This is a genomic window from Kosakonia sp. MH5 (assembly GCF_009935945.1).
GTDB lineage: Bacteria > Pseudomonadota > Gammaproteobacteria > Enterobacterales > Enterobacteriaceae > Kosakonia > Kosakonia radicincitans.
Genome location: NZ_QODH01000001.1, coordinates 1,191,496 through 1,215,421, shown reverse-complemented (window position 1 = coordinate 1,215,421; position 23,926 = coordinate 1,191,496). Strand labels below are relative to the sequence as shown.

Annotated in this window: 26 protein-coding genes; 22 read left to right on the top strand and 4 right to left on the bottom strand. The window is 52.3% G+C overall.

Annotated features, from left to right (window positions below):
• The first annotated feature begins 15 nt into the window (after positions 1-15).
• From DK872_RS05755 to DK872_RS05745, 3 genes are all read left to right on the top strand, one after another.
• A complete protein-coding gene (locus DK872_RS05755) occupies positions 16-2,460 on the top strand; it encodes an ATP-binding protein (RefSeq protein ID WP_161518113.1) in 2,445 nt (814 codons plus the stop codon).
• A 129-nt stretch (positions 2,461-2,589) separates the two neighbouring features.
• Positions 2,590-4,284 carry a glycosyl hydrolase family 18 protein gene (locus DK872_RS05750; RefSeq protein ID WP_161518112.1) on the top strand — a complete coding sequence of 565 codons (1,695 nt, stop codon included), beginning with the start codon at positions 2,590-2,592 and terminating at the stop codon, positions 4,282-4,284.
• Positions 4,285-4,543: 259 nt separating this feature from the next.
• Entirely contained in the window at positions 4,544-5,473 is a 930-nt protein-coding gene (locus tag DK872_RS05745) for a lytic polysaccharide monooxygenase (protein ID WP_202625920.1), read from the top strand.
• A 367-nt stretch (positions 5,474-5,840) separates the two neighbouring features.
• Here DK872_RS05745 and DK872_RS05740 read toward each other — a convergent pair whose 3' ends face one another.
• Positions 5,841-6,524, bottom strand: coding sequence for a response regulator transcription factor (locus tag DK872_RS05740; RefSeq protein WP_007373494.1), 684 nt, complete (start codon positions 6,522-6,524; stop codon positions 5,841-5,843).
• 275 nt (positions 6,525-6,799) lie between these two features.
• Between DK872_RS05740 and gspG the strand changes: the two genes are divergently transcribed.
• From gspG to DK872_RS05675, 13 genes are all read left to right on the top strand, one after another.
• Positions 6,800-7,219: a type II secretion system major pseudopilin GspG gene (gspG, locus tag DK872_RS05735; RefSeq protein ID WP_035887343.1), complete on the top strand. Its 420-nt coding sequence runs from the start codon at positions 6,800-6,802 to the stop codon at positions 7,217-7,219.
• A 2-nt stretch (positions 7,220-7,221) separates the two neighbouring features.
• Positions 7,222-7,671 (top strand): lytic transglycosylase domain-containing protein, encoded by a 450-nt coding sequence (locus tag DK872_RS05730; RefSeq protein ID WP_007373496.1) that lies wholly within the window; start codon positions 7,222-7,224, stop codon positions 7,669-7,671.
• 5 nt (positions 7,672-7,676) lie between these two features.
• A complete protein-coding gene (locus tag DK872_RS05725; protein ID WP_072438164.1) occupies positions 7,677-8,855 on the top strand; it encodes a type II secretion system F family protein in 1,179 nt (392 codons plus the stop codon).
• Positions 8,855-10,495 (top strand): GspE/PulE family protein, encoded by a 1,641-nt coding sequence (locus DK872_RS05720; RefSeq protein WP_161518110.1) that lies wholly within the window; start codon positions 8,855-8,857, stop codon positions 10,493-10,495. The genes DK872_RS05725 and DK872_RS05720 overlap by 1 nt, the downstream gene beginning before the upstream one ends.
• On the top strand, positions 10,473-11,144 hold the full coding sequence (locus DK872_RS05715; RefSeq protein ID WP_161518109.1) for a hypothetical protein: 672 nt from the start codon (positions 10,473-10,475) through the stop codon (positions 11,142-11,144). Before DK872_RS05720 ends, DK872_RS05715 begins: the two co-directional genes overlap by 23 nt.
• Before the next feature lie 152 nt (positions 11,145-11,296).
• A complete protein-coding gene (locus DK872_RS05710) occupies positions 11,297-11,809 on the top strand; it encodes a hypothetical protein (protein ID WP_072438168.1) in 513 nt (170 codons plus the stop codon).
• Entirely contained in the window at positions 11,799-12,347 is a 549-nt protein-coding gene (locus DK872_RS05705; RefSeq protein WP_161518108.1) for a hypothetical protein, read from the top strand. Before DK872_RS05710 ends, DK872_RS05705 begins: the two co-directional genes overlap by 11 nt.
• Complete coding sequence (locus DK872_RS05700) at positions 12,344-12,838, top strand: hypothetical protein (RefSeq protein ID WP_072438171.1); 495 nt, start codon at positions 12,344-12,346, stop codon at positions 12,836-12,838. Before DK872_RS05705 ends, DK872_RS05700 begins: the two co-directional genes overlap by 4 nt.
• A 95-nt stretch (positions 12,839-12,933) precedes the next feature.
• Positions 12,934-14,721, top strand: coding sequence for a secretin N-terminal domain-containing protein (locus DK872_RS05695; protein ID WP_227135997.1), 1,788 nt, complete (start codon positions 12,934-12,936; stop codon positions 14,719-14,721).
• Positions 14,718-15,191: a type II secretion system protein gene (locus DK872_RS05690; RefSeq protein ID WP_035887263.1), complete on the top strand. Its 474-nt coding sequence runs from the start codon at positions 14,718-14,720 to the stop codon at positions 15,189-15,191. Before DK872_RS05695 ends, DK872_RS05690 begins: the two co-directional genes overlap by 4 nt.
• Complete coding sequence (locus tag DK872_RS27485) at positions 15,178-15,540, top strand: type II secretion system protein (protein ID WP_007373505.1); 363 nt, start codon at positions 15,178-15,180, stop codon at positions 15,538-15,540. Before DK872_RS05690 ends, DK872_RS27485 begins: the two co-directional genes overlap by 14 nt.
• A complete protein-coding gene (locus DK872_RS05680) occupies positions 15,527-16,063 on the top strand; it encodes a type II secretion system protein (RefSeq protein WP_143091345.1) in 537 nt (178 codons plus the stop codon). Before DK872_RS27485 ends, DK872_RS05680 begins: the two co-directional genes overlap by 14 nt.
• Positions 16,053-16,808, top strand: coding sequence for an A24 family peptidase (locus DK872_RS05675; RefSeq protein WP_083596693.1), 756 nt, complete (start codon positions 16,053-16,055; stop codon positions 16,806-16,808). Before DK872_RS05680 ends, DK872_RS05675 begins: the two co-directional genes overlap by 11 nt.
• A gap of 53 nt (positions 16,809-16,861) precedes the next feature.
• On the opposite strand, the gene DK872_RS05670 is transcribed toward DK872_RS05675, so the two are convergent.
• Positions 16,862-17,746, bottom strand: coding sequence for a nucleoside-specific channel-forming protein Tsx (locus DK872_RS05670; protein ID WP_007373508.1), 885 nt, complete (start codon positions 17,744-17,746; stop codon positions 16,862-16,864).
• 291 nt (positions 17,747-18,037) lie between these two features.
• The gene (locus tag DK872_RS05665) at positions 18,038-18,580 is read right to left on the bottom strand and encodes a DUF3251 domain-containing protein (RefSeq protein ID WP_007373509.1); all 543 of its coding nucleotides are present in this window, start codon (positions 18,578-18,580) and stop codon (positions 18,038-18,040) included.
• Between the two features lie 153 nt (positions 18,581-18,733).
• Here DK872_RS05665 and nrdR point away from each other — a divergent pair, with 153 nt between their 5' ends.
• From nrdR to pgpA, 6 genes are all read left to right on the top strand, one after another.
• On the top strand, positions 18,734-19,183 hold the full coding sequence (gene nrdR, locus DK872_RS05660) for a transcriptional regulator NrdR (RefSeq protein WP_007373510.1): 450 nt from the start codon (positions 18,734-18,736) through the stop codon (positions 19,181-19,183).
• Positions 19,184-19,185: 2 nt separating this feature from the next.
• Positions 19,186-20,289 (top strand): bifunctional diaminohydroxyphosphoribosylaminopyrimidine deaminase/5-amino-6-(5-phosphoribosylamino)uracil reductase RibD, encoded by a 1,104-nt coding sequence (gene ribD / locus DK872_RS05655; RefSeq protein WP_072438175.1) that lies wholly within the window; start codon positions 19,186-19,188, stop codon positions 20,287-20,289.
• An 89-nt stretch (positions 20,290-20,378) separates the two neighbouring features.
• The gene (gene ribE, locus DK872_RS05650; protein WP_007373512.1) at positions 20,379-20,849 is read left to right on the top strand and encodes a 6,7-dimethyl-8-ribityllumazine synthase; all 471 of its coding nucleotides are present in this window, start codon (positions 20,379-20,381) and stop codon (positions 20,847-20,849) included.
• 19 nt (positions 20,850-20,868) lie between these two features.
• Positions 20,869-21,288 carry a transcription antitermination factor NusB gene (gene nusB / locus DK872_RS05645; RefSeq protein WP_007373513.1) on the top strand — a complete coding sequence of 140 codons (420 nt, stop codon included), beginning with the start codon at positions 20,869-20,871 and terminating at the stop codon, positions 21,286-21,288.
• A 74-nt stretch (positions 21,289-21,362) separates the two neighbouring features.
• Positions 21,363-22,340, top strand: coding sequence for a thiamine-phosphate kinase (gene thiL, locus DK872_RS05640; RefSeq protein WP_161518107.1), 978 nt, complete (start codon positions 21,363-21,365; stop codon positions 22,338-22,340).
• On the top strand, positions 22,303-22,833 hold the full coding sequence (gene pgpA, locus DK872_RS05635) for a phosphatidylglycerophosphatase A (protein ID WP_090397451.1): 531 nt from the start codon (positions 22,303-22,305) through the stop codon (positions 22,831-22,833). The genes thiL and pgpA overlap by 38 nt, the downstream gene beginning before the upstream one ends.
• A 117-nt stretch (positions 22,834-22,950) precedes the next feature.
• Here the strand turns inward: pgpA and DK872_RS05630 are convergent, their stop codons facing one another.
• Positions 22,951-23,925, bottom strand: coding sequence for an aldo/keto reductase (locus DK872_RS05630; protein ID WP_007373516.1), 975 nt, complete (start codon positions 23,923-23,925; stop codon positions 22,951-22,953).
• Position 23,926: the final 1 nt, after the last annotated feature.

Genomic DNA, 23,926 nt, shown 5'->3' with positions numbered 1-23,926 from the left:
AGGCGCGCAGGGGCTGTGCTGTGTCTTCTCTGTACGTTTGTTATGGCGGCACAGGGTGCCGATGAGGTGAAGGACGCCGGGAGCCCTTTTTTCTCGCCCAGCGAAAAACAGTGGATTCGCGAGCATCCGGTCATCCGCGTACTGGCTTTTGATGCCAGCGCGCCGATGAGTTTTATCGATAAGAAACTGAATTTCAGTGGTATCAGCGCCGATCTGCTGACCATGGTGCGTATCCGTACCGGCCTCAATTTTGTAGTCTCCGATGTCAGCAGTTTCGAGGCGCTGAGCGAAAAGATCGCCGCCGGAGAGGCCGACATGGTGGCCGGTATCCCCACCGGTCACCTGCCGGAATTACGCTATTCCCGCGTCTGGTTGACCAGTAAATATGTTCTGTTGACGCGAAGCAAAACGCCAGCGGTAAGGACGCTTGATGGGCTTTCTGATCGTTTCGTTGCCGTGCGTGAAGGCTCGTTGATCGCACGCTATCTCGCTGCGCAATATCCGCAGATCAAGATGATCGGTACCCGCAGTCTGACAGAGGCTGTTGATATGCTCTTCGCAGGCCAGGTGGATGCGGCGATCGGCATTGAGGCGAATACGGATTATCAAATCAGACGGATTGGCCGCGATAAAATTGACATTTCCAGCCTGCAAGGGGTTAATCCCCTGCATGTTGCTTTCGGTGTTTCAGCGGCCGCGCCGGAACTGCTCTCGATCCTCGATAAAGTGCTGGATACCATTCCGGATAATGATTATCAGCGGCTTGGTAGCGGCTGGCGCTACGAAGGCGGCGCATTCTGGCAGCGCTGGCGGCAACATCTTTGGCAAATCGGCGTTCCCACAACGATGGTGTTGATTCTCTCGCTGCTGTGGGGCCTTTCATTGCGACGCCAGGTTAAACAGCGCACGCGCATGCAGTTGCGGCTTAAAGAGCAGCTTACGTATATGTATAACATCATGCATGCCGTTCCCTGGCCGATGGTGGTGCGGAACCTTGAAGGCAAGATGATTGATTGCAATGCTCGCTTCCTGGCTGAAATGAAGGTTGCGCGCGGCGATGTGCTTGGTGAAACCATCGACGTCCTGCCGTTGCCTGAATACCTGAAACGCGGATTCCGGCACGACTATGTGAATGTTATTGAGACGGGGCGACCGCAGATGGGCGATCGGGTGCTGGCGCTGGATCACAGCACCAAACCGCGCACCGTTTTCCACTGGATCATTCCTTTCCATGATAGCGACGGGGCGATCGGCGGGGTCTGCGGCGGCTGGATGGATGTCACGGAACGCGAAGAGCTGGTGCAACAGCTTAATGATGCACGGGATGAAGCGCTGGCATCGAGCCGGGCAAAGAGCAATTTCCTTTCGGTGATGAGCCATGAAATCCGCACGCCGCTGAATGCGATTCTCGGCATCCTCGAACTGCAAATTAAGCAGAACGTGAAAGAGCACCACTCTCAGCCGATGCTTGAAGTCGCGCATGATGCGGCAAAAAATTTGCTGACGGTCGTGGGCGATATTCTCGATATTGCGCGCATCGAATCGGGTCGCATGGCCATTGAGCCACAAAAAGAAGATCTGATCGCCTTAACCCGTTCGGTGGTGTTGCTCTTTCAGGAAGCGACCGATCAGAAGCAAATCAGCATTGATTTGCGGGTAATTGGCGGCAATACCTGTCTGTTGAAGATCGATCCCTGCCGCTATAAACAGATCCTCTCTAATCTGCTGAGTAATGCGATTAAATTTACCCACGAAGGGGGAATTGAGGTCATTTTGCAGCATCAGCCCACTTCTGATGGCAGGGTTGAGGTTGCGCTCACTGTGAAAGACACCGGCATTGGCATCACTCCGGAAGATCAACAGCGCCTTTTCAAACCGTTTACGCAGTTAGGCATGGAAGGAGAAAACTCCCGGCTGGGAACCGGGCTGGGGTTGTTTATTTGCCGTACACTCTGTGACTTGATGAAAGGCACGCTCTCGTTAACCAGCGCGCCAGGTGAAGGGACAACGGTCGCGCTACAGCTTTGTTTGCCCGCGGCTATTGCCAGCGTGGCGAAGCCGCTGGATAAAACACCCAGGAGCAAATCGCTGACCACCGTTAAGCGGGTATTAATTGTGGATGATTACCCCCCCAATCTCATGTTGTTACGACATCAGCTTGAATTTTTGGGCCACCGGGTGAGCGAAGCGCAGAATGGTGAGGAGGCGCTGACACTGTGGCGGATGTATGACAATTTCGATTACGCCTTAATTGATTGCAATATGCCGGTGATGGATGGCTTCACGCTGGCGCAGCGGTTACGCGCAGAGGAGCGGGAAAATGACCGCGAGCGGGCAACCTTGCTTGGCTTTACGGCGATTGCGCAGGAAGAGGTTATTGAGCAATGTCTGGCCGCGGGAATGGATGGTTGTTTATTTAAACCTTGTTCTCAGGAAGAAATAGCGAAATGGATTAAATAATATCGAGAATATTCAAAACGGACCTCGGTTATTCTCAACCATTACGAGATGTAACGCATTGGAATAAAATTCGCAGCCCCTATTATTGATGACGCATTTTTAATTAACTCTTGTAACAGGAGGTTACTTTTGAAAAAGTTATCATTGGCTGCATTAATTACTACGGCGTTACTCTCTCAGTCTGCACTGGCTGAATCAAATAACCATATGATGAGTTATCTGACTTCCTGGGGTTTACCTCAGGATGCAGCTACTCAAATGATGAATGCAGAAGTTGATACTTATTTGCTTTCGTTCGGTGGCTGGGATCAGGACGGTGCAATTTATACTTCTGATAATATCGTTGATGATGTTGCTTATAACGATTACTGGTTACCGCCAGCTTATACTTCCTGGACTCAAGTTAAACTGGCTGCACCCTACAAAAAAATGATGGTGGCATTCGGTGGCGCAACATACGAAAGTATTTGGGCGCATCTGGCGAATGAAACCAGTCGTGAAAATATTGCTCAGGGTCTGGTAAAACTGCTGCGTAAGGATTTCCCGGTTTATCAAAAAGGCCTGCAGGCGGATCAGGTTCAGGGTCCATGCTCCAGCGCTAACTGGGATGGTTCCTGTAACCTGGCGAACTACCAGAAGGCGGGCACCGTGCAGATCGACGGTATCGACTTTGACTTCGAGAAAACCGCTCGTCTGAGTCCGGAAGAGAACAACAACCTGATCAAACTGGTTAAACGCGTACGTGAACTGCTGGGCCCGAACAGCGGCAAGCTGATCAGCCTGACGACTTACCACGTGGGTGCTGACCCGCTTGAGTGCTCTGATTCTTCTGTGACCGACGGTTGCTCCTTTGTTGAAAACGATCGTTCCACTCACCATGGTGAAGTACTGGATCTGCTGCAAAACAGTCGCGATCTGTTTGATTTCTACAATGTAATGGCATACGACGCGGGTCCGCGCTTCAAGTATGACGTTGCAATGGCTAACTACGCGAAAGCGGTTGGCGATGCGAAGAAAATCATCCTCGGTAACACCCTGACCACCCAGTGGGGCCCGGAAGGTCGCTATGCTGAAACCCGCGAAAACAACATCGCGCGTGCCGCATGGCAGGCTGCAAATGGTTACGGCGGTGTATTCGTCTGGGCGATGGGCTCTAACGATACCGGCCTGAGCTTTGCTGACCAGATCGATTACATCAACGATATGAAGAATGCCGCCAGCGGCGGCGTGCCGGAAACCGGCAACACCGTTCCGGTTGCTCGTGCGACTTATCAGAAAGAAGTGCAGGGTGCAGCGACGGTAACGCTGGATGCTTCCAGCTCTTATGATGCGGATGGCGACACGCTGACTTACACCTGGACCCAGGTTTCCGGGCCGCAGGTTACGCTGAACAATGCGAGTCAGCAGAAAGCGACTTTCACGCTGAACAGCACCGATGTGGATGCCACTCTGGGCTTTAAACTGACGGTTAATGATGGCAAAGATGATTCTCTGCCGCTGGCGTTCTCTATCAAGCACCTGGCTGACGATGTCGCAGAAGAGCCTGAAGAACCGGGTGAAGAACCAGGCGAAGAGCCGGGTGAAGAACCGGGCGAAAACCCAGGCGATAACCCGGGTGAAGAGCCTGGCGATAACCCAGGCAACGGTGCCGTCACAGCATGGAACGCTTCTACCATCTATGCTCAGCCTTGCCAGAAAGTAACTTATCAGGGCAAAGTCTGGATGAACGGCTGGTATGTTCAGGGCGAAGCGCCGTCCGACGCTAACCCGTGGGGCGCATGGCGTCCAGAGGGTTCTGCAACCATGCACACCCAGTGTAAATAATATTTTCGCCCTTCGGCGCCCGTTGTGACGCCGAAAAAGATCAGATATTAATAAAATAGTTGTCTATTCGGGAAAAAATATATCCAGGCCATATCCTTCGGGGTATGGCTTTTTTATTTTGTTATTACATATTCATGGCAGAATATTCCCGTGGCAGCGGAGGGAATCTTATAAATTAATGGAATGTTGATATTATTATTACAACGATAATTCATTACTTTAACCGGGCAGTAAATACTACACATGGATGGAGTTATTAATGAAATTATCAAAAGTTTTTCTCGCAGTCACAACCCTTTGCATGGCTGGCGGCGCTTTAGCGCATGGTTATGTTACCGAACCCGCTTCCCGCGCAGCGTTATGTACTGCTGCTCAGGGAAACCAGAACAAAGATTGTGGCGCAGGCCCGCAGTATGAACCGCAGAGCGTTGAAGGGCCGGATGGCTTCCCTGCTTTAAACGCGGGTCCGGCTGATGGACGCCTGGCGAGTGCTGGCGTGGCATCAATGGTTAATCTGGATCAGCAGAGCGCTTCTCGCTGGACTAAGCATCCAATGAAAGCGGGCAAGAACTCCTTTAACTGGAAATTTACCGCTGCGCATAAAACTGGCTCCTGGAAATACTACATCACTAAAGCAAACTGGAACCCGAATCAGCCGCTGACTCGCAACTCTTTTGAAGCCCAGCCTTTCTGCGAGGTTACAGGTAACGGCGCGATTGCGAATACCAATCCGAAGCACGAATGTGACGTACCGGAACGTGACGGTTATCAGGTAATTATGGCTGCCTGGGACGTCTCTGATACCGGCGCTACTTTCTACAACGTGATTGACGTTGATTTCGGCGGCAACAACCCGGCCCCGGCACCGGGCGATGAAGAAGAAAACCCGGCACCGGGCGATGAGGGTGATACTCCGGCACCGGGCGATGAAGGTGATACTCCGGCACCGGGCGACGAGGGCGATACTCCGGCTCCGGGCGACGAGGGTGAAACCCCGGCTCCGGGCGATGATACTGTTGCAGCATGGAACGCCACCACGGTTTACTCTGCACCTTGCCAGAAAGTTTCTTATCAGGGCAAAGTCTGGGTCAACGGCTGGTGGACTCGCGGTGAAGCGCCGTCCAGCGCTAACCAGTGGGGCGTATGGCGTGAGCCAGGCTCTGCTTCTGCGCACACTGCCTGTAAATAAGCCTGCTTTTCTCCGGCGCCCTTTGTGGCGCCGGCATTCTGAGGGGCGCTCGCTCCTCAGAACCACGTTATCATCCTGTCCGCTGCTTCCTCTCTTGCTAAGACACTTGTGCCCCGACATTACCCCTGACCGCTGATTTTGAGCGCGATTGCGTATGCAAAAGAAGGCGCGGTGGAGGTGATTCAGGTGCGGTTTTGCAGGTGTACGCTGCAGAAACGCGGATAGGGAAGGCAATAAAAAACCGCTTTGTGAAATAAAGCGGCGTTTTATCGACGAAAAAGAGTGTACAGCGAGTGGGTTTCAAAAAGAGGGAGAGCAACAGAACCAGCGAAATTCTCCGCTGGCTGTCATGATCCTGCGTTCGGACTTACATCGCAATATCGAACATCCGGGTCTGGAATAAAAGACAATAAAGCTGGCAGTCTGTTCTTACATTCAGTTTTCCCATCGCGCGTAGCTTATGTGCGCTCACCGTTTTGATACTGATGTTCATACGTGTCGATATCGTAGTCAGAGAGAGCCCCCGGCATAATAAGCGTAAGACTTCACTTTCGCGCGTTGACAGCTCCTGCGGGGTAATGGCTTCGCGGCGGAACAGCGAATCCATTAAACCGCGTTCAATATAAACTTCATCCATCATTACGTTAGTGATTGCGCGCCACAACGTGCGTTCGCTGGTATTTCTGCTGATATAGCCTTTTGCGCCCGCTTCAAGAACGATGCGTACAAGATTGGTATTGTTATAGGGTGATAAGACAATAATTTTCGTCTTGAGATAACGGCTGGAGATCCACTTAACTAACGCAATACCATCTAATTCCGATACCGGGTTACCGGTTTTAACCGTGGTAAGTCCATAGCCAAGGAAAAGAAGATCGACTTTTTGTGTGGCGAGAATGTTAAGTAATTCTGCTTGCTCACTGGTATCGCCAACGACATCGATGTCTAGTTTGTCAGTATTTATATTGCTGGTTTTTAATGAATTTATCATCGAGGTCATCCCCCGACGAATAATAGTGTGTTCATCTGCAATTAATATATTAATTGACATCCTTAAACCTCATTGCTATCTCCATGAATGTTTACCAGAAAAGATACGGAGATTATCGGGTTTTTTCTATCTGACCAGTAAGAAAAATCGACATGACCTCTAAGCGGTTTGATTTAGCATTGCAGGCAATAAATCGAGTTCTTACTGTATATATAGCGACGTTTCTGGCGGCTTAAAGAATATTCGTTGTACGCGCGGGAGCAATCATCTTTCCTTAAATTGAAAGTCCGGGACAATAACAGAGGTGAACAGCAAATTAGAGTGTGCAGGCTATTATGAAAAAAATAGATGTTAAGTTTAAAGCTCAGCAGGGATTTACGCTCCTTGAGCTGCTGGTGGTATTAATGATTATTGCGTTGCTGGCCGGGTTTGTTGGGCCAAAACTTTTTTCGAATGTCGATCAGGCAAAAGAGAAAACCGCAATGCGTCAGATGCATTCCTTTGCAGATGCATTAATCCAGTACCGACTGGATACCGGAAGCTATCCGACAGAGCAGCAAGGGTTAAGTGTTCTGGTTGAAAAACCGTCGGATGCCACCAACTGGAATGGCCCTTATCTGGCGCAGCAAATTCCGCAAGATCCGTGGGGCCACGAATACCAATGGCATAACCCTGCGCGAGCAGAACAAAAAGTCTATGAAGTTGAAATTTCCACCGCAGATAAAAACGGGAAGGATATCACTTACGGATTTTAATTATGATCAGGCTGCTCATCGTGTTAGTTCTGCTCTCCGTGCAGCCAGCGATGGCAAATTGCTGGCGTAGCGCTGGCGAACGTTATGGTATCGAACCTGAATTGTTGCAAGCGATTGGTATCGTGGAGTCAGGATTATTGCCATCGGCAATCAATGGAAATAAAAATGGCTCCACGGATATTGGTCTTATGCAGATTAATAGTCAGCATTTCAGCCAATTAAAAAAATATAACATTACACAACACGCATTAATGAATGATCCTTGCCAGAACGTTATGGTGGGAGCCTGGATTTTAGCAGGACAGATGCGTTTATTTGGCTATAGCTGGGAAGCGGTCGGCGCATATAACGCCGGTAATGGCCGTGACAGTAAAACTAAAATGTGGCGCAAGCGCTACATAAAGAAAGTTGCTCCCGTTTATCTGCGGTTGAAAAATAAGCATAAGGATTGAGCTTTATGAGCAAAACGCATAGCTGGGAAGTCACTTATTTAGATAATGGCAAGCGTAAAAAAATGCGTACTCAGGCAGAAAGCGCGATTGCTGCCCGTCATCAATTACAGCAAGCGGGTCATGCCGTCGTGCGGGTTATTCCGCAAAAACAACGGCAGATTAAACGCTTCGCCCTTGGTTTATTTCTTCAGGAACTGGTGGCGCTGCTTGAAGCGGGCCTGGTGGTCACTGAAGCCATCGAAACGCTGCGCGCCTGCTCTACCGATGAGCAGGTTCTTGAAATGCTCGAAAGGTTGCTGGAAAAACTCTATGCCGGTTGCCAACTTTCGCAGGCGATGAGCGCACAACCGGAAATCTTCCCGCCTTTACTGGTGAATACGGTGGCTTCTTCGGAGCAAACCGGGCATCTGGCCAACGCGCTGAAGCGTTATCACTATTACGAACAACGGATTGAGCAACTGCGTAAACGCATTCGCGGAACGCTCACCTACCCGGTGATTGTGCTGTCGGTAGGCGGATTAATTATCTGTTTTCTTTTGGGGTTTATCGTCCCCAGCTTTTCACAAGTATTTGAAGGGATGAACACGCTGACTGACAGCGCCCGGCTTATTTTGTGGTGGGGAAATCTGGTCAAGCACTCGGGGCAGGAACTGTTGCTGGCGCTTGCCGCCTGTCTGGCGTTTTTCTTTTTGCTTTTCCGACAGCCAGTGGTGAAACAAACCTTGTTCAGCCTGGTGCTGAAAATTCCTCAGCTCCGGCAGCAACAATTTCTGGGCATTCTGGTGCGTTTTTACCGCACGTTAGGTCTGTTGATTGAGGGCGGTGTCCCCGTGCCGCATGCGCTGCGCCTGGCAAAAGCCGTTCTGCCAGCCAGCCACCATCAGCGCCTTAACAGAGTGCTGGAACACGTGCTGGCGGGCAATACGTTATCGGAATCTCTTGAAAGCCAGCAACTGACAACGCCGGTTGCCATGCGCCTGATCCAGGTGGGCGAGCGCAGCGGCGAGCTGGCGGGAATGTGCGAGCGTATTGCGGCTTTTTATGATGAGGCGCTGGAACGTGCCATTGATTCATTTACCCGCATCTTTGAACCCGTATTGATGATGATTGTCGGCGGGATTGTCGGGTTAGTGGTGTTTTTACTCTATATGCCGATTTTCGAAATGGCAGGGAGCATGTCCTGATGAATGTAATGCCGAATGAGATTTCTACCGTAATCGATCATCTGCTGGCGCTCAGCGAACCCCAGCGCGGAGAGACGTTGCAGCAGGTTCTGCTGGAACAGCCGGATGCTTTAACATGGATGGCGGCGGAACTGGGGCTGAAAGCGCTGACAGCAGAAGAGCTGCATGCGGCAGAGATCCATTTTGAACATGTCTCGCTCAACGACGCAGTGGGACGGAAGGTGCTACCGGTGCGCTGGCAGCAGCAGGAGTGGCTGTTGCTGAGCGATCCCTTTTCACTGGATCTTCGCCAGTGGGCGCAGCGTTTGCCGGTCACGCTGGCTATTGCGCCTCCGCTCTGGCTTCAGGAGCAGTTGCAGGCGCTGGCCGGTCAGCAGCGCACCATGGATCAGCTTGAACAGCAGGTCAATGAAGGTGCGGAAGATGAGATGATCCTTGAGATCACGCCCGCCATTATCGCCAACGAAGCGAATCCTATTATCAAGCTACTCAACGCCACGTTGTACGATGCGATGCAGAGCCGCGCCAGCGATATTCACCTTTCGGCCGTTCCCGATGGTCTTGCGGTGAAATACCGCGTCGATGGGGTGATTCACGCTATCCGCCATTGCCAGGGAATTCACTATTCCGAACAGGTGATTTCACGTCTGAAAGTGCTCAGTAATATGGATATCTCTGAACGGCGGGTTCCGCAGGATGGGCGTTTTAAAGCGATTATTCACCAGCGCCCCGTTGATTTTCGCGTGTCTATTGTGCCCGGCATTCATGGTGAAGATGCGGTTCTGCGTGTACTGGATAAGTCGCACAGCAGTACGCTTAGCCTGGAAATTCTCGGCTTTGACGATCATACCCTGCGGGAAATCCGCCAATTGACCAACCGGCCGCATGGCATGGTGCTGGTGACAGGCCCGACGGGAAGCGGCAAATCCACCACGCTGTATGCGGCGCTGAGCGAACTGAATAACGGTGAGAGCAAAATCATCACCATTGAGGATCCGGTTGAGTACCAGCTCAATGACGTTCTGCAGATCCCGGTGAATGACAAAAAAGGGCTGACTTTTGCCCGTGGCCTGCGCGCCATTCTGCGTCACGATCCGGACACCATTCTGGTCGGGGAAATTCGTGACAGCGAAACCGCAGGTATTGCCGTACAGGCGGCGTTGACCGGGCATCTGGTGTTATCCACGGTGCATGCCAACGATGTGTTTAGTGTGCTTGAACGTTTTCTCTATATGAATGTGGAAACAGAAAGCTTACTGACCGCCTTGCAGGGTGTACTTGCCCAGCGGCTGGTGCGTAGCGTGTGCCCGGATTGTCAGGAGGAGGTTGTGCCGACTGAACAGGATCTGGCGCAGTGGCAGCAGAGCGATCTCAACCATCTGCAACCGGTGTGGCGTAAGGGGCGCGGCTGTCCGTCCTGTCGGCAGAGCGGTTATCGCGGACGGCTGGCGCTGGCGGAGATACTGCCTTTTAACGATGTGATGAAAGAAGCATTGCAGTCGCGGATGCCGGTACGGCAACTGCGAGAAATTGCGTTAGCGCAAGGGTTTGTCCCTCTGCATAACGTAGCCATTCGCGCCGTTCTTGAAGGGAAAACCACATTTCAGGAGATTAACCGTGTTATCACTGCGCCCGCGTAAATTTTTGTGCGAAATCTATGAACATCATCTGGTGCTACGCTGCGCGGGCAACCGCATCGGCGAGTGCGAAATCACCGATGATGCCACGCTGGAAGAGGCTGTGGATGGCCTGATTGCGCCACATATTGGTCGTGTGCCGTGGCGCGACACGCTGGGATTCTGGCTGGAAAGTAGCCGGGTTCACCACTTTACAGTGCCGTGGCAGGAGGGGATCACCAACCCGGAAGATTTTCGCGGTTACGCGGCTTCCCTGGCAATAAAGCAGTGGCCTGGCGGGCAAGAGCAGTCGCTAAAGACCGATTTTATCTCGGTCAACTACGCATCAACGGCACTCGCCGCCACCATTGACGATCGCCTGTGGCAAATATTGCTGCGCATCGGCAAACAGCGAAAACTACGCGTGGAGGGCATTGCGATTGAATTTCAGGTGCAACTGCATCCCTGGTTGCGGCAGCTGCCCCAGGAGGCGCTGTTTTGTCTGCGCGGCGCGCATTCCAGCATTTACGCAGCGCGCCAGCAGGGCGAGTGGCATCAGGTCTGGCGGCTGAATAATGACAGTGACGGAGATGCACAGCGGCAACTGGCGCTGGTGGCGCGATTAATGGGGCTTGATAATAATGCGCCGCGTCATTTCCTTAATGCCTGTTAGTACGCTGATAATAAAGTGAACTGAAAACATCTCTTTTGGCTCCGCAGACCATTTTTCTGACTAGTACTATATCCGTAGTATGCCGTTAGTTTTATTTTGATGGTCTGTATTCAGAACGTCATTTATCAAGACTGTCATTCATGGGAAGAATTATGTCTTTTGAACTCCGTCTAAAAGGAATGCCGTTCCTTTGTAACTATTCACGTTCCGTTTATGCGTGTCCTGTTATTATTATTGCGCTGATCCTGACGCTGTATTTATGTGTGACGATGTTTGAGCAATATCAGGAACATCAGGTTCTTGCTCAACAAAATCAGCATATAACTGCGGCAGTCAACAGACAAAATGAGATTATCCGGGCGCTAAAGGTCAAAGCACAACAAAGCCAACCAAATGAAAAAGCATCGGTTTCTATTATTTCGATGCTCAATCCTGTTGCGCAGTTACTCACTTCTGATATTGCGATTGTTTCTCTGGATGCTAACCCAAATAAGAAAATCGTCACACTGGATGTCAGTGCGACATCGTTATCGGCACTGATGGATTTTAGCGCGCGACTTGAGCAAATTCCTGCCCGGGTAGAATTAAAAAATCATACTCCAGCAAAGAACGCTACCGATAAATGGGCCGTGAATTCGACTCTGATGATCATTTTTGCAGGTTAATCATATGAGACTTTCCTTATCTAATATTCATTGGAGGCTCTCTTGCCTTCTGGAGAAAACGGGGAAAAAAACGCTACTTGCGCTGTTAGTGCCTGTCGCTTTATTGTGCTATCAGCATATTTATATGCTGCCTGATATTACCCGGTTACGTGATGACAACACGCTTTTACAGCAACAATTAAAGAAACCACTGCCGGTATTAGCTAACGATAAAGGGCAATTGCAAAGCGCGCTGAACGAAACCGAATATCAGCAAGTTAAAACCCTGTTTGATATTCTCCAGCAGAATCATTTACAGGTTGATGGCAGTCATTATCAGTTCAGCAAAGAAGAAAAAAACCGCCAACGCAAGCTTTCGCTCGATATTCCGCTGCAGGGGAAGTGGGCCGGATTAACACGTTCGCTGAGCAAGATGAGAAGCAGCCTGATCTTTAATGTCGACAGGGTATCGGTTACGCGTGCGAACCCGGATGGTGAGCGCCTGCAAATCAACCTGCAGCTGACGCTTACGCTGACATCACGTCTGGAGCCATCATGAAAATCCCGTTATATCTGAAAGTATCCCTGGCACTCACATTGGGTCTGGTGGTATGGGCACAATTCTTTGGTGATGATTCAGCCGGGGCATTATCCGGCACGCAGACGAAACCCGCCGTCGCGCAAAAAGCGAAGGAGAGTAAAAAGCCCGTTGTGCGCAATGAAAGTGATGAACTGGCGGATTTATTTCCTGTGTACACCCTACCCGTAAAAGAGAAACCCTCTACGACTCCGGTGGTACAGGAAGTTGCTTTTCCTTTTCAACTGGCAGGACTCTGGATAAGCGATAACCAGAAAATCATCATTATTACGGATGGCATGCAAAACTGGTTGCTTTGTAGCAATTGCGGAAAGAAAGACTTTATTCAACCCGGCGATTTACTCACCCCGGACTGGAAAGTGCAGGCAATAGAACCTGACCACGTGACAATTAAAGCGATGTCCGGCCAGGTTGAAAAACGTATCGATCTTAATTCTCTGAAAATTAAATAACCGTGAAGCAGATGAAAAAAAATATCCTCAGCGTTGCCTGCTCGTTAATTCTGTTAACAGGCTGCGCAAGCGACAGGCTTCCAGAGCCTGAAAAAGTGAATATTGGAAATATTGACACCCTGGTCAGTGAAATACAGCAGATTGATAACTCGATTAAGACCAAACCGGGTGATATTGAACTGCGTACTGAACGTCAGTCAATGGTTACACAATTGGTTAATTATTATCTGTTAGCCGCTAACCAGGCTGTTGCGCGGAATGATTACCTCTCTGCGACGAAATTCTGGCGTTCAGCATTGTCATACCAGCCAGGAAATTTTAGTGCGCAACAGGGGCTAAAAAAGATCGAAGGCTCTCGTGCTCTCGATAAATTATATCAACAGGCTATTGTTCAGTATAAGACCGAGCCGGAACTGGCGCTGCAAAAAATTCAGCAGGTTCTTGAGGAAGATCCTAACTGGCCGCAGGCTGCTGAAATGCGCGATCATCTGATGCGTGAAATTGCATTGCAGAATCAACCAGAAACAAAAATGAATCGTGAGCTGCGTAAGCCGGTGAGTTTTAATTTCCAGAAACATAAGTTGATGGATATTTTCTCTTCGATTAGCAAGATCACCGGTATTAATATTATTTACGATAAAGACGTTCCGGAAACAGCCACTGCCAGCCTGATTGCTAACGATACAACGGCAGAAAACGCCCTGAATTTGCTGCTGCTCTCTAATCAGTTACGTAAAAAGATACTCAACAGCAATACCTTGCTGATTTATCCCGCGACGGCGCAAAAAGAGAAAACCTATCGCGACACCTTAGTGAAAACGGTGTTCCTGGGCTATGCCAAAGCGAAGGATCTCAATGTTGCGCTGCGTAACCTGATTAAGATCCGTGATGTTCATGTTGATGAGCGGACCAACTCGATCACGTTTCGTGGGCCGCGCGAAAGCGTAGAGAAGGCTGAACAATTGCTGATGACCCTCGATCGCCCGGAAGCGGAAGTAACGCTCGGTGTGGAAGTGTTGGAGATTAACGCCAAAGACGAAGAGATTCTTGGCATCAACTTCCCAGGACAGGTGGGCGTTGGCTTTAACGCCAGCGAAGAGAGCACCAATATTCCGCTGAATGGGTTTAACCAGGGCAATATGTTTATCAATCTTGGCGCCAGCCAGGGGATTTCCGCCAATCTGCAAAAAGTGCGTTCTCATGCGCGGGTTCTCGCCAATCCGCGAATCCGTGTGAAGAACAATAAAAAAGCGGTGATCGATATTGGCGAGCGTATTCCGGTACTGACAAGCAGTATTTCAGAGAGTTTTTCTCAGGAGCAGGTTGAGTATCAGGATGTCGGGCTGAAACTCGAAGTGACACCGGATATCAGCGTTGATAGCACCATCTCCATGGATGTGAAATTCAATCTCAGCACTATTGGCGGCGCTGAGCATTCGAAAGACGGCGTGGCTTATTACCGCACCAACAACCGTGAAGCCACGACCGTGTTGAGCAGCCAGAATGGCGAAACACAAGTGCTGGCTGGTCTGATCAAAGAGAGCGACAGCGATGAGCTGACCGGTTTGCCCGGATTATCCGATCTTCCGCTGCTGGGTAAACTTTTTGGCAGCAACGATAACAGCACAGAGCGTACGGAAGTGGTGTTGCTGATTACGCCAACCATTGAACGTAACATCGATCTGCCGGGAACCCATATCAATACCATTGAGATGGGCAGCGAAGAGTCGCAGGGAGAGAGCGGTTATCTGCCTTCCGCCCAACAAGCGAATGATAAAAAAGAGACCTTTACCCCACCGCCACTGATGCCGCCAGCGGACTTCCCGCCAGCCGGTAAACTGCCTGCGCCGACGCTGGCGAAAAGCGAGGGGGATGCGCGGTGAAGTTTCAGCGTGGCTTTACGCTGATCGAGATGATGATCTCTCTGGCGCTGCTGGCGACGCTTGCCAGTGCCGCCATTCCCATCTATCAGCGACAGGAGCAGCAGCGTAATGAAGAGGAGTTGCGCGTCGCGCTGCGTGACATTCGCAGCGCAATCGATCGTTACGGGCAGTTGGTTGAGGAGGGGATCATTGAGAAAGATGCCGATATGACCAACTGGCCTGCTTCGCTCGATCTGTTGGTTGATGGCGTGGTGAATAAAAAGTCCCCGAACAAAGAAAAAATCTATCTGTTGCGCCGGATCCCGCGCGATCCCTTTTGTGACTGCGACGGCAGGAAAAACACCGAAACCTGGCGGGTGCGCGCATCCACCCAGGCGCCGGGAGAGACGACAGGTGGCAAGGATGTCTGGGATGTCAGTTCCACCAGCAGCCAGCCAGGATTGAATGGAATACCCTATGCGCAATGGTGAAAAAGGTTTTACGCTCATCGAGTTACTGGTTGTTATGGCGATCATCGCCACCTTAATGACGCTGGTGGCACCGCGTTTTTTCGGCCAGACCGAATACGCGAAAGTCGTGGTGCTAAAACACAACCGTAATGCGCTGCGCTCGGCAATTGCGGCGTATCGTCACGATCGCCTGCTCGGCCCGGAAGAGCTGGAAGATCTGGTGAACAATGGTTATCTGTTTGAAATTCCGATGGATCCTGTTGCAAATACTCGCGATAACTGGGACGTAAAACGCGATGATGACGGCCAGATAACGGATGTCACCTCTCCCTCTCTGGAAGAAAAGAGCCCGTCAGATGATGAGGAGTAGCCAGCGGCAGGGGGGATTCACCTATCTGTGGGTGTTACTGATGCTGACAATGCTCTCGCTGGCGCTGCTGAAAGAGAGCAGTTACCGGCAGGCGGTTTATCGGCAGCAGCAGGAAGAGGAGTTGTTTTTCCGCGGCGTGCAGATCCGTAATGCCATTCAGCAGTATCAGAAAGCGGGGAATGGCTGTCTCCCGCTGAGTTTTGACGATCTGCTGCGCGATCCTCGCGGTAAAAAAGTGGTTTATCACCTGCGCCGCTGGTTTACCGATCCGTTGACCGGCTCGCGGCAGTGGGGGATGAGCTACGACAAGCAAGGCCGCTGGGTGGGCGTCTTCAGTAAAGGGAAAGGGCGGCCGCTTCGCACAGAGGCATTTCCGAAAGCGCTGGTGAATTTTAAAAAGGCAGACACCTATCCGAAGTGGATTTTTAAAGTGGATGATGTGGCAAACGCGCCGCTCCCGTCTGCTTGTCGCTCTGCCGACGGCACAACGCATGGCATAACGGTGAAGCAAGATGATCGGTAATACGCTGCTCTTTGCGTTATTAGGTGCGATCCTCGGCAGCTTTGCCAATGTCGTCATTTATCGCTTGCCGCGCATGATGCTGGGGGAGGCGATCAATCTGAGCTGGCCGCCTTCGTTTTGCCCGCATTGCCGGCAGCGTATCAGGAAGCGTTACAACATTCCTCTGCTTGGCTGGCTCTGGTTGAAGGGGCGCAGCCAGTGCTGTCGTCAACCCATTAGCTGGCGCTATCCTGGCGTTGAATTCACCATGGCGCTGCTGTTTGCACTGCTGATCGGCTGGCAGGGCGTCAATGCGGCCAGCTTGCTCGATTTGTCGCTGCTGTTCTTGTTGGTCGTCATGTTGTTTATTGATTATGACTACCTGTTGCTGCCCGATAAATTGACGTTGCCCTTTCTGGGGCTGGCGATGTTATCGGCATGGTCGAAACAGCCTGACAGTGCAGCAATGAGCGGTATTGTTGCGGGTGCTGCGGTGGGCTTTCTCATTCCCTGGGCGCTGAATCGCCTGTTTCTGTGGCGCTGCGGACAAGCCGGGATCGGCGTTGGCGATATGAAGTTGTTTGCCGGTATCGGTGCCTGGCAGGGCTACGAAGCGCTATTTCACATCATGCTTATCGCGTCGCTTTTAGGTCTGGTATATGGCTATTTCATTATTAAAGCCAACCGTTCGGAAGCTTTTCCCTTCGGCCCGGCGATCATTATTGCAGCCGTTGCCTGGCTGTTCCGGGCAATGCTGGCTGCGTGACAGGAATAAAAAAGCCGATCGTGCGATCGGCTTTTTTGTCATTACGCGCGGGCTTAGAAATTGTAACCCACAACCAGGTAACCACCCCAGCCGGTCGAATGTACGCTGAAGTCGCCGTTGCCGAAGTTCAGGCTGGCGTCGTCGTTCCACTGGCCGCCGTGGTGCCAGTAACGGGCAACAACAGAGTAGTGCCAGTGATCATAACCCAGAGAGAGGATGTGGCTGGACGCGATGGAATCATTAGTACGGGTTCTGATGCCGTTGTTCGCATTACCGCTCTCATCACCCAGATCGGAGCCCCAGTCGAAGTTGGTAAAGCCGATGTAGCTTAACTGGCCGCCCCACAGGGTGGTGATCGGTACAAAGTATTTCACTTTGAAACGGTAGCCATCCCATTCGTTCTGGTTAGCGGCGCCGTAGTTCTGCCACTGGTATTTCGCATACACGTTCAGGGAGAGGCTCATCGGCAGGCCGGTGTCGATGTCGGTACCAAGACCCATATACCAGGTGCTCTGACGACCAGAGGCATTGCGGCCCATGTCGTAGATGTAGTTGTTCGCGAAGTACCACTCTTTGAACGGACCGAAGCTCAGATCGGCACCCGTCAGCTTATCGATGGAGAAACGCGGTTCGATTTCCATAAACAGTGGAGAACCGTGGTTCCAGATACCTTTCGCATCCGTATTACCACCGAAGAATACCGGCGCATCCGCATAACCGTAGAAGTCAAACCAGTCTTTTTTGGCGAACGCTTCGTACTCAAGGTAGGTATCGTTGCGGATCTGCGGTCCGAAACGGGTGTGATAGCTGCCCACCACGTTGACGCTCTGGTGCCACCAGTCGGAAACGTATTCAGGTTTAGCGTTATCCGCTGCGTTTGCAGTAAAAGACGCAGAAAGCGCCAGAGCAGCACCGGCTGCGAGGATTGTTTTTTTCATCTTTTCGCCACTGATTGATATCCCAGAAGGGAGTGAAAGAAAGCACGCATTGCAATTAAATGTTTCATATTTCTGTGCGCCTATTATAAGTATCAGCGCTCACAAAAATATGTGTTGTTTCACATTATTGACACATACGTAATCGATTGCGTTCACGTTTGCGTGCAATAAACGGGGCGATTGTACTGGCATTTACCAATATTGCAAATTCGTGAATGTGATGACCGAACGTGGAAAAAGAAGAAAAAGCGTTACAAAACGCAATAAAGGGCGACATCGTCGCCCGGGGAATTACTGCGCGCTGGCGGGCTGAATATCGTGGATACGGACGAAACCTAATTGCTCTGGCGTAATGCCGTTTAACTGCAACGGAATATCGACGTCGCTTGGCGCAAGCGTGCTGGCCGGTGCGTTGATGAGCTGATTCTGTACGTTAACTTCCTGGTAATTCTGCGTGGTGCCCTGAATCTGTCCCCACTCAACCGTACCGCTAAACGCCGGTAACGGATCGTTCGATTCGCCCTGAATGCGCAGCAGAACGCGGGTTCCGGCGGCATTTGGCGCGACGTTTTGCAAAGACATACGCAACATACCAATCTGGCTGTTCAGACGAGCTGGCGTGTTTGCGCCGGGCAGCAGATAGACACCACTGCCGGATTTCGCATTCAGCGCGTTCTGCTGGGTGATTTTCACCGTTTCTTTGTTCAGTTTGCTCATCTCGCTATTCAGCGTGCTGACGCTTTGATGCAACTGACGGACTTCGCTTTGCTGGGCGCAGGCACTGAGGGCAAAAAGGCTTCCCAGTAAGAGTGTTCTTAGGTAACGTCTTGTCATTATGTCTGTTTCCGTGAAAAGAAAGAGTGTTGTAATGGTAGATCGCAACGGCTGCGTTGCCATCGATCCATTATCTCAAAAACGGTCTGCCTTTGTTGTCATGCCAGTTCAGGGTAAAATAGATTTCAGTTAACTCACACGTCAGGACGCCGTATGCATTGCCCATTCTGTTTCGCCGTGGATACCAAAGTAATCGATTCTCGTCTGGTGGGAGAAGGCTCCTCTGTTCGCCGCCGCCGGCAGTGTCTGGTTTGTAATGAGCGTTTTACCACTTTTGAAGTGGCTGAGCTGGTGATGCCGCGCGTGGTGAAAAGCAATGAAGTGCGTGAACCCTTCAATGAAGACAAGTTACGTAGCGGTATGCTGAAAGCGCTGGAGAAACGTCCGGTAAGCGCCGACGACGTGGAAATGGCGCTTAACCACATTAAATCGCAACTTCGCGCAACAGGCGAACGCGAAGTTCCCAGTAAAATGATCGGCAATCTGGTAATGGAGCAGTTGAAAAAGCTCGATAAAGTGGCCTACGTCCGCTTTGCCTCCGTTTACCGCAGTTTTGAAGATATTCGCGAATTTGGCGAAGAGATCGCACGCCTACAGGACTGATCATGCAGGACGAAATGTACATGGCGCGGGCGCTGAAACTGGCGCAACGCGGGCGTTTTACCACCCATCCGAACCCACGCGTCGGCTGTGTGATCGTCAACAATGGCGAGATCGTTGGCGAAGGTTTTCACTATCGCGCTGGCGAGCCGCATGCCGAAGTGCATGCGCTGCGTATGGCGGGTGAGCGCGCGCGCGGCGCAACGGCGTATGTGACGCTGGAGCCGTGCAGCCATCACGGGCGTACGCCGCCTTGCTGTGAAGCACTGATTGCGGCTGGCGTCGCACGCGTTGTCGCGGCGATGCAGGATCCCAATCCGCAGGTGGCCGGACGCGGCCTTTATCGTTTGCAGCAGGAAGGCATTGATGTCAGCCACGGGCTGATGATGAGTGAAGCCGAAGCGCTGAACAAAGGTTTCCTCAAACGGATGCGTACTGGGTTTCCGTATGTGCAGCTTAAGCTCGGCGCATCGCTGGACGGCCGAACGGCGATGGCCAGCGGCGAAAGCCAGTGGATCACCTCCGCGCAGGCGCGCCGGGACGTGCAGCGTCTGCGGGCGCAAAGCCATGCTATTCTCACCAGCAGCGCTACCGTGCTGGCGGACGATCCCTCGCTGACGGTGCGCTGGGAAGAGCTGGATGCCGACAGCCAGGCGCTCTATCCGCAAGAAAATGTGCGCCAGCCGGTGCGCATTGTGATCGACAGCCAGAATCGCGTCACGCCAACACACAAATTGATCGGACTGCCGGGTGAAACCTGGTTTGCCCGCACGAAAGCGGATGAGCGCAGTTGGCCTGCGGGCGTGCGCGAGATTATCGTGCCGGAACATCACGGCCATGTCGATTTGGTGATGCTGATGATGTTGCTGGGAAAACAGCAAATTAACAGTATTTGGGTGGAAGCGGGCGCAACGCTTGCCGGTGCGTTGTTGCAGGCCGGGCTGGTGGATGAGCTGGTGGTTTATCTTGCGCCGAAGCTGTTAGGCACGGATGCGCGCGGCCTGTGCGTATTGCCGGGGCTGTCGGCGCTTGCCGATGCACCGCATTTTAAATTCAATGAGATACGGCAGGTTGGCCCGGATGTCTGCCTGCATCTTACCCACGCGTGATGCCTGCTGTAAAAGGGAAGCAGCGCGTAAAATATTATGCTAAAATCCGCCCCCCTGCGGGGTCCGAACTGAACCTGTAAAGGAAGTATATGAACATTATTGAAGCCAACGTTGCTGCTCCGGACGCTCGCGTCGCCATCACCATTGCGCGTTTCAACAACTTTATCAACGACAGCCTGCTCGAAGGCGCGATTGATGCGCTGAAACGCATCGGTCAGACGAAAGATGAAAATATCACTGTCGTGTGGGTACCAGGTGCTTACGAACTGCCGCTGGCGGCTGGCGCACTGGCGAAAACCGGCAAATACGACGCGGTGATCGCGCTCGGCACGGTGATTCGTGGCGGTACTGCGCACTTCGAATATGTTGCTGGCGGTGCAAGCAATGGCCTGGCACATGTTGCCCAGGACAGCGAAATCCCGGTCGCTTTCGGCGTGCTGACTACTGAAAGTATCGAGCAAGCTATCGAACGCGCTGGCACTAAAGCCGGTAATAAAGGTGCGGAAGCCGCACTGACCGCGCTTGAAATGATTAATGTATTGAAAGCCATCAAGGCCTGATTTTAGTAAGGGGAATTCCGTGAAACCTGCTGCTCGTCGCCGCGCCCGTGAGTGTGCCGTCCAGGCGCTCTACTCCTGGCAGTTGTCCCAGAACGACATCGCTGATGTTGAATACCAGTTCCTGGCGGAACAGGACGTAAAAGATGTCGACGTTCTGTACTTCCGTGAGCTGTTGACCGGGGTGGCGACTAATAGCGCATATCTCGATGGCTTAATGCAGCCGTACCTGTCCCGTCAGCTGGAAGAGCTGGGTCAGGTTGAGAAAGCGGTATTGCGTATCGCACTGTTCGAACTGTCTAAACGTGATGATGTGCCCTATAAAGTGGCGATCAACGAAGCTATCGAACTGGCAAAAACCTTTGGCGCTGAAGACAGCCACAAGTTTGTTAACGGCGTGCTGGATAAAGCCGCCCCTGCGATCCGCCCCCACAAAAAATGATCCGTAAGCCGGTGATAAGCGATGCTCTGCGCGCCTGTCCCGGCTTTTTCTTTTTTCTACCGAGGCATTAACGTATGGCATGCGGCGAATTTTCCCTGATTGCCCGTTACTTTGACCGTGTACGAAATTCCCGTCGCGATGTAGAAACCGGCATTGGCGACGACTGTGCTCTGCTGAACGTCGTTGAAAAACAGACGCTGGCGATCAGCGTCGATACGCTGGTGGCGGGCAACCATTTTCTGCCGGATATTGATCCTGCGGATTTGGCCTGCAAAGCACTGGCGGTGAATTTAAGCGATCTGGCTGCCGTGGGCGCGGATCCGGCGTGGATGACGCTGGCGCTTACATTGCCGGAGGTAGATGAAAGCTGGCTGGAAAAATTCAGCGACAGCCTGTTTGAGCAGCTTAGTTACTACGATATGCAGTTGATTGGCGGCGATACCACCCGCGGCCCGCTGTCGATGACCATCGGCATTCATGGTTATGTACCGCCAGGGCGGGCAATGAAGCGCTCTGGCGCTAAACCGGGCGACTGGATTTATGTTACCGGAACGCTGGGCGACAGCGCTGCTGGCCTGGCGATTTTGCAGCAGCGTTTAGCCGTCGGCGATAAAAGCGATGCGGAGTATCTGCTTAAGCGTCATTTGCGGCCAACTCCGCGCGTGTTGCATGGTCAGGCGCTGCGCAACCTGGCAAGCTCGGCAATCGATCTCTCCGACGGCCTGATCTCCGATTTGGCGCACATACTGAAAGCCAGCCAGTGCGGCGCGCGTATCGATTTGGATGCATTACCTTTCTCCGACGCGTTCAGTCGTCACGTAGAGCCTGAGCAGGCGCTGCGCTGGGCGCTTTCCGGCGGTGAAGATTATGAATTGTGTTTTACCGTGCCGGAGCTGAACCGTGGGGCGCTGGATGTCGCCATCGGTCAGCTCGGCGTGCCTTTTACCTGCATCGGGCAGATTAGCGCCGATGTGGAGGGGCTGCATTTTACCCGTGGCGGCAAGGCTGTCGCCCTTGACTGGAAAGGATACGACCATTTTGCCGAGAGCTAAAGATATAGCCAAAAGCCGACTGAACTTGCGAAACCCCTGGCATTTGCTGGCAACCGGGTTTGGTAGCGGCTTAAGCCCGATAGTGCCGGGCACCATGGGTTCGCTGGCGGCGATCCCCTTCTGGTGGGCAATGACGTTCCTGCCCTGGCAGCTCTATTCGCTGGTGGTCATGCTGGGGATTTGTCTCGGTGTGTATCTGTGCCATCAGACGGCAAAAGATATGGGCGTACACGATCACGGCAGCATTGTCTGGGATGAGTTCATCGGAATGTGGATCACGCTGATGGCGCTCCCGACCAATGACTGGCAGTGGGTCGCCGTCGGCTTTGTGCTGTTCCGTATTCTGGATATGTGGAAACCGTGGCCGATTCGCTGGTTCGATCGCAATGTCCACGGCGGTATGGGAATCATGGTCGATGATATCATTGCCGGGATCATCGCTGCCGGGCTGTTGTATCTGATTGGTCACCACTGGCCGATTGGTTTGATCTGAGGGTGATGCGCCGGATGGCGGTCGCCTTATCCGGCGTGTGGGGTCTGCTCTGACATTCGATTACGACAAGTCGGCCCGGTAAGCGCCACCGGGCATTTTACTTTCCCGGGTTACGGGTTATTTAAATCCGACCACCGGGTGCTGTTTGTACGGCGTTTCCAGCTCGGCAATCTGTTCCGGTTTCAGCGTTAAATCCACCGCGCCTAATAACTCTTCCAGTTGCTCTTCGCGGGATGTGCCAATAATCGGCGCAGCGACGCCAGGTTTACTCAGCAGCCAGGCCAGCGCCACTTGGGCGCGGGAAGCGCCAACATCTTCTGCCACGCCGGCCAGGCGTTCAGCTATCTGGCTGTCATTTTCATCGGTTTCGCTGTACAGCGTTTTGCCGAATTCGTCCGACACCAGACGCGCTGTGGTTTCTCCCCACGGGCGGGTTAAACGTCCGCGCGCCAGCGGGCTCCATGGAATAATCGCCACGCCTTCCTTGTAACACAGCGGCAGCATCTCGCGCTCTTCCTCGCGATAGATCAGATTGTAGTGATCCTGCATGGTGACAAAACGCGCCCAGCCATTTTCTTGCTGCAAGGCCAGCGCGTGAGCGAACTGGCGAGCGTGCATCGACGACGCGCCGATATAGCGCGCTTTGCCCGCTTTCACCACTTCATCAAGGGCTTCGAGCGTCTCTTCAATGGGCGTGTGGTAATCCCAGCGATGGATTTGCAGTAGATCGACATACTCCATGCCCAGCCGCCGCAGGCTATCGTCGATGGAGCGCAGGATCTGCGCGCGGGAGAGTCCTTCCGCCAGATCGCCCACCTGGTGATAGACTTTGGTGGCGACAACCACCTCGTCGCGGCGGGCGAAATCGCGTAGTGCGCGTCCGACAATCTCTTCGCTGCTGCCATCAGAATAGCTGTTGGCGGTATCAAAGAAGTTGATGCCGCCTTCCAGTGCGCGCTGAATGATAGGGCGGCTGCTCTCTTCCGGTAGCGTCCAGGCGTGCTTGCCCCGGTCAGGTTCGCCAAACGTCATGCAGCCAAGGCAAAGGCGAGAAACCTTAAGGTCTGTTTTTCCTAATGTGTTGTATTGCATG

Excerpts from the sequence above, each read along its gene's own strand:
- DK872_RS05745 (WP_202625920.1), top strand. The coding sequence starts at position 4,544 with ATGAAATTATCAAAAGTTTTTCTCGCAGTCACAACCCTTTGCATGGCT.
- DK872_RS05720 (WP_161518110.1), top strand. The coding sequence starts at position 8,855 with ATGAATGTAATGCCGAATGAGATTTCTACCGTAATCGATCATCTGCTG.
- gspG (WP_035887343.1), top strand. The coding sequence starts at position 6,800 with ATGAAAAAAATAGATGTTAAGTTTAAAGCTCAGCAGGGATTTACGCTC.
- DK872_RS05700 (WP_072438171.1), top strand. The coding sequence starts at position 12,344 with ATGAAAATCCCGTTATATCTGAAAGTATCCCTGGCACTCACATTGGGT.
- DK872_RS05680 (WP_143091345.1), top strand. The coding sequence starts at position 15,527 with ATGATGAGGAGTAGCCAGCGGCAGGGGGGATTCACCTATCTGTGGGTG.
- DK872_RS27485 (WP_007373505.1), top strand. The coding sequence starts at position 15,178 with ATGCGCAATGGTGAAAAAGGTTTTACGCTCATCGAGTTACTGGTTGTT.
- DK872_RS05740 (WP_007373494.1), bottom strand. The coding sequence starts at position 6,524 with ATGTCAATTAATATATTAATTGCAGATGAACACACTATTATTCGTCGG.
- ribD (WP_072438175.1), top strand. The coding sequence starts at position 19,186 with ATGCAGGACGAAATGTACATGGCGCGGGCGCTGAAACTGGCGCAACGC.
- ribE (WP_007373512.1), top strand. The coding sequence starts at position 20,379 with ATGAACATTATTGAAGCCAACGTTGCTGCTCCGGACGCTCGCGTCGCC.
- thiL (WP_161518107.1), top strand. The coding sequence starts at position 21,363 with ATGGCATGCGGCGAATTTTCCCTGATTGCCCGTTACTTTGACCGTGTA.
- DK872_RS05670 (WP_007373508.1), bottom strand. The coding sequence starts at position 17,746 with ATGAAAAAAACAATCCTCGCAGCCGGTGCTGCTCTGGCGCTTTCTGCG.
- DK872_RS05630 (WP_007373516.1), bottom strand. The coding sequence starts at position 23,925 with ATGCAATACAACACATTAGGAAAAACAGACCTTAAGGTTTCTCGCCTT.
- DK872_RS05730 (WP_007373496.1), top strand. The coding sequence starts at position 7,222 with ATGATCAGGCTGCTCATCGTGTTAGTTCTGCTCTCCGTGCAGCCAGCG.
- DK872_RS05725 (WP_072438164.1), top strand. The coding sequence starts at position 7,677 with ATGAGCAAAACGCATAGCTGGGAAGTCACTTATTTAGATAATGGCAAG.
- DK872_RS05665 (WP_007373509.1), bottom strand. The coding sequence starts at position 18,580 with ATGACAAGACGTTACCTAAGAACACTCTTACTGGGAAGCCTTTTTGCC.
- DK872_RS05675 (WP_083596693.1), top strand. The coding sequence starts at position 16,053 with ATGATCGGTAATACGCTGCTCTTTGCGTTATTAGGTGCGATCCTCGGC.
- nrdR (WP_007373510.1), top strand. The coding sequence starts at position 18,734 with ATGCATTGCCCATTCTGTTTCGCCGTGGATACCAAAGTAATCGATTCT.
- DK872_RS05710 (WP_072438168.1), top strand. The coding sequence starts at position 11,297 with ATGTCTTTTGAACTCCGTCTAAAAGGAATGCCGTTCCTTTGTAACTAT.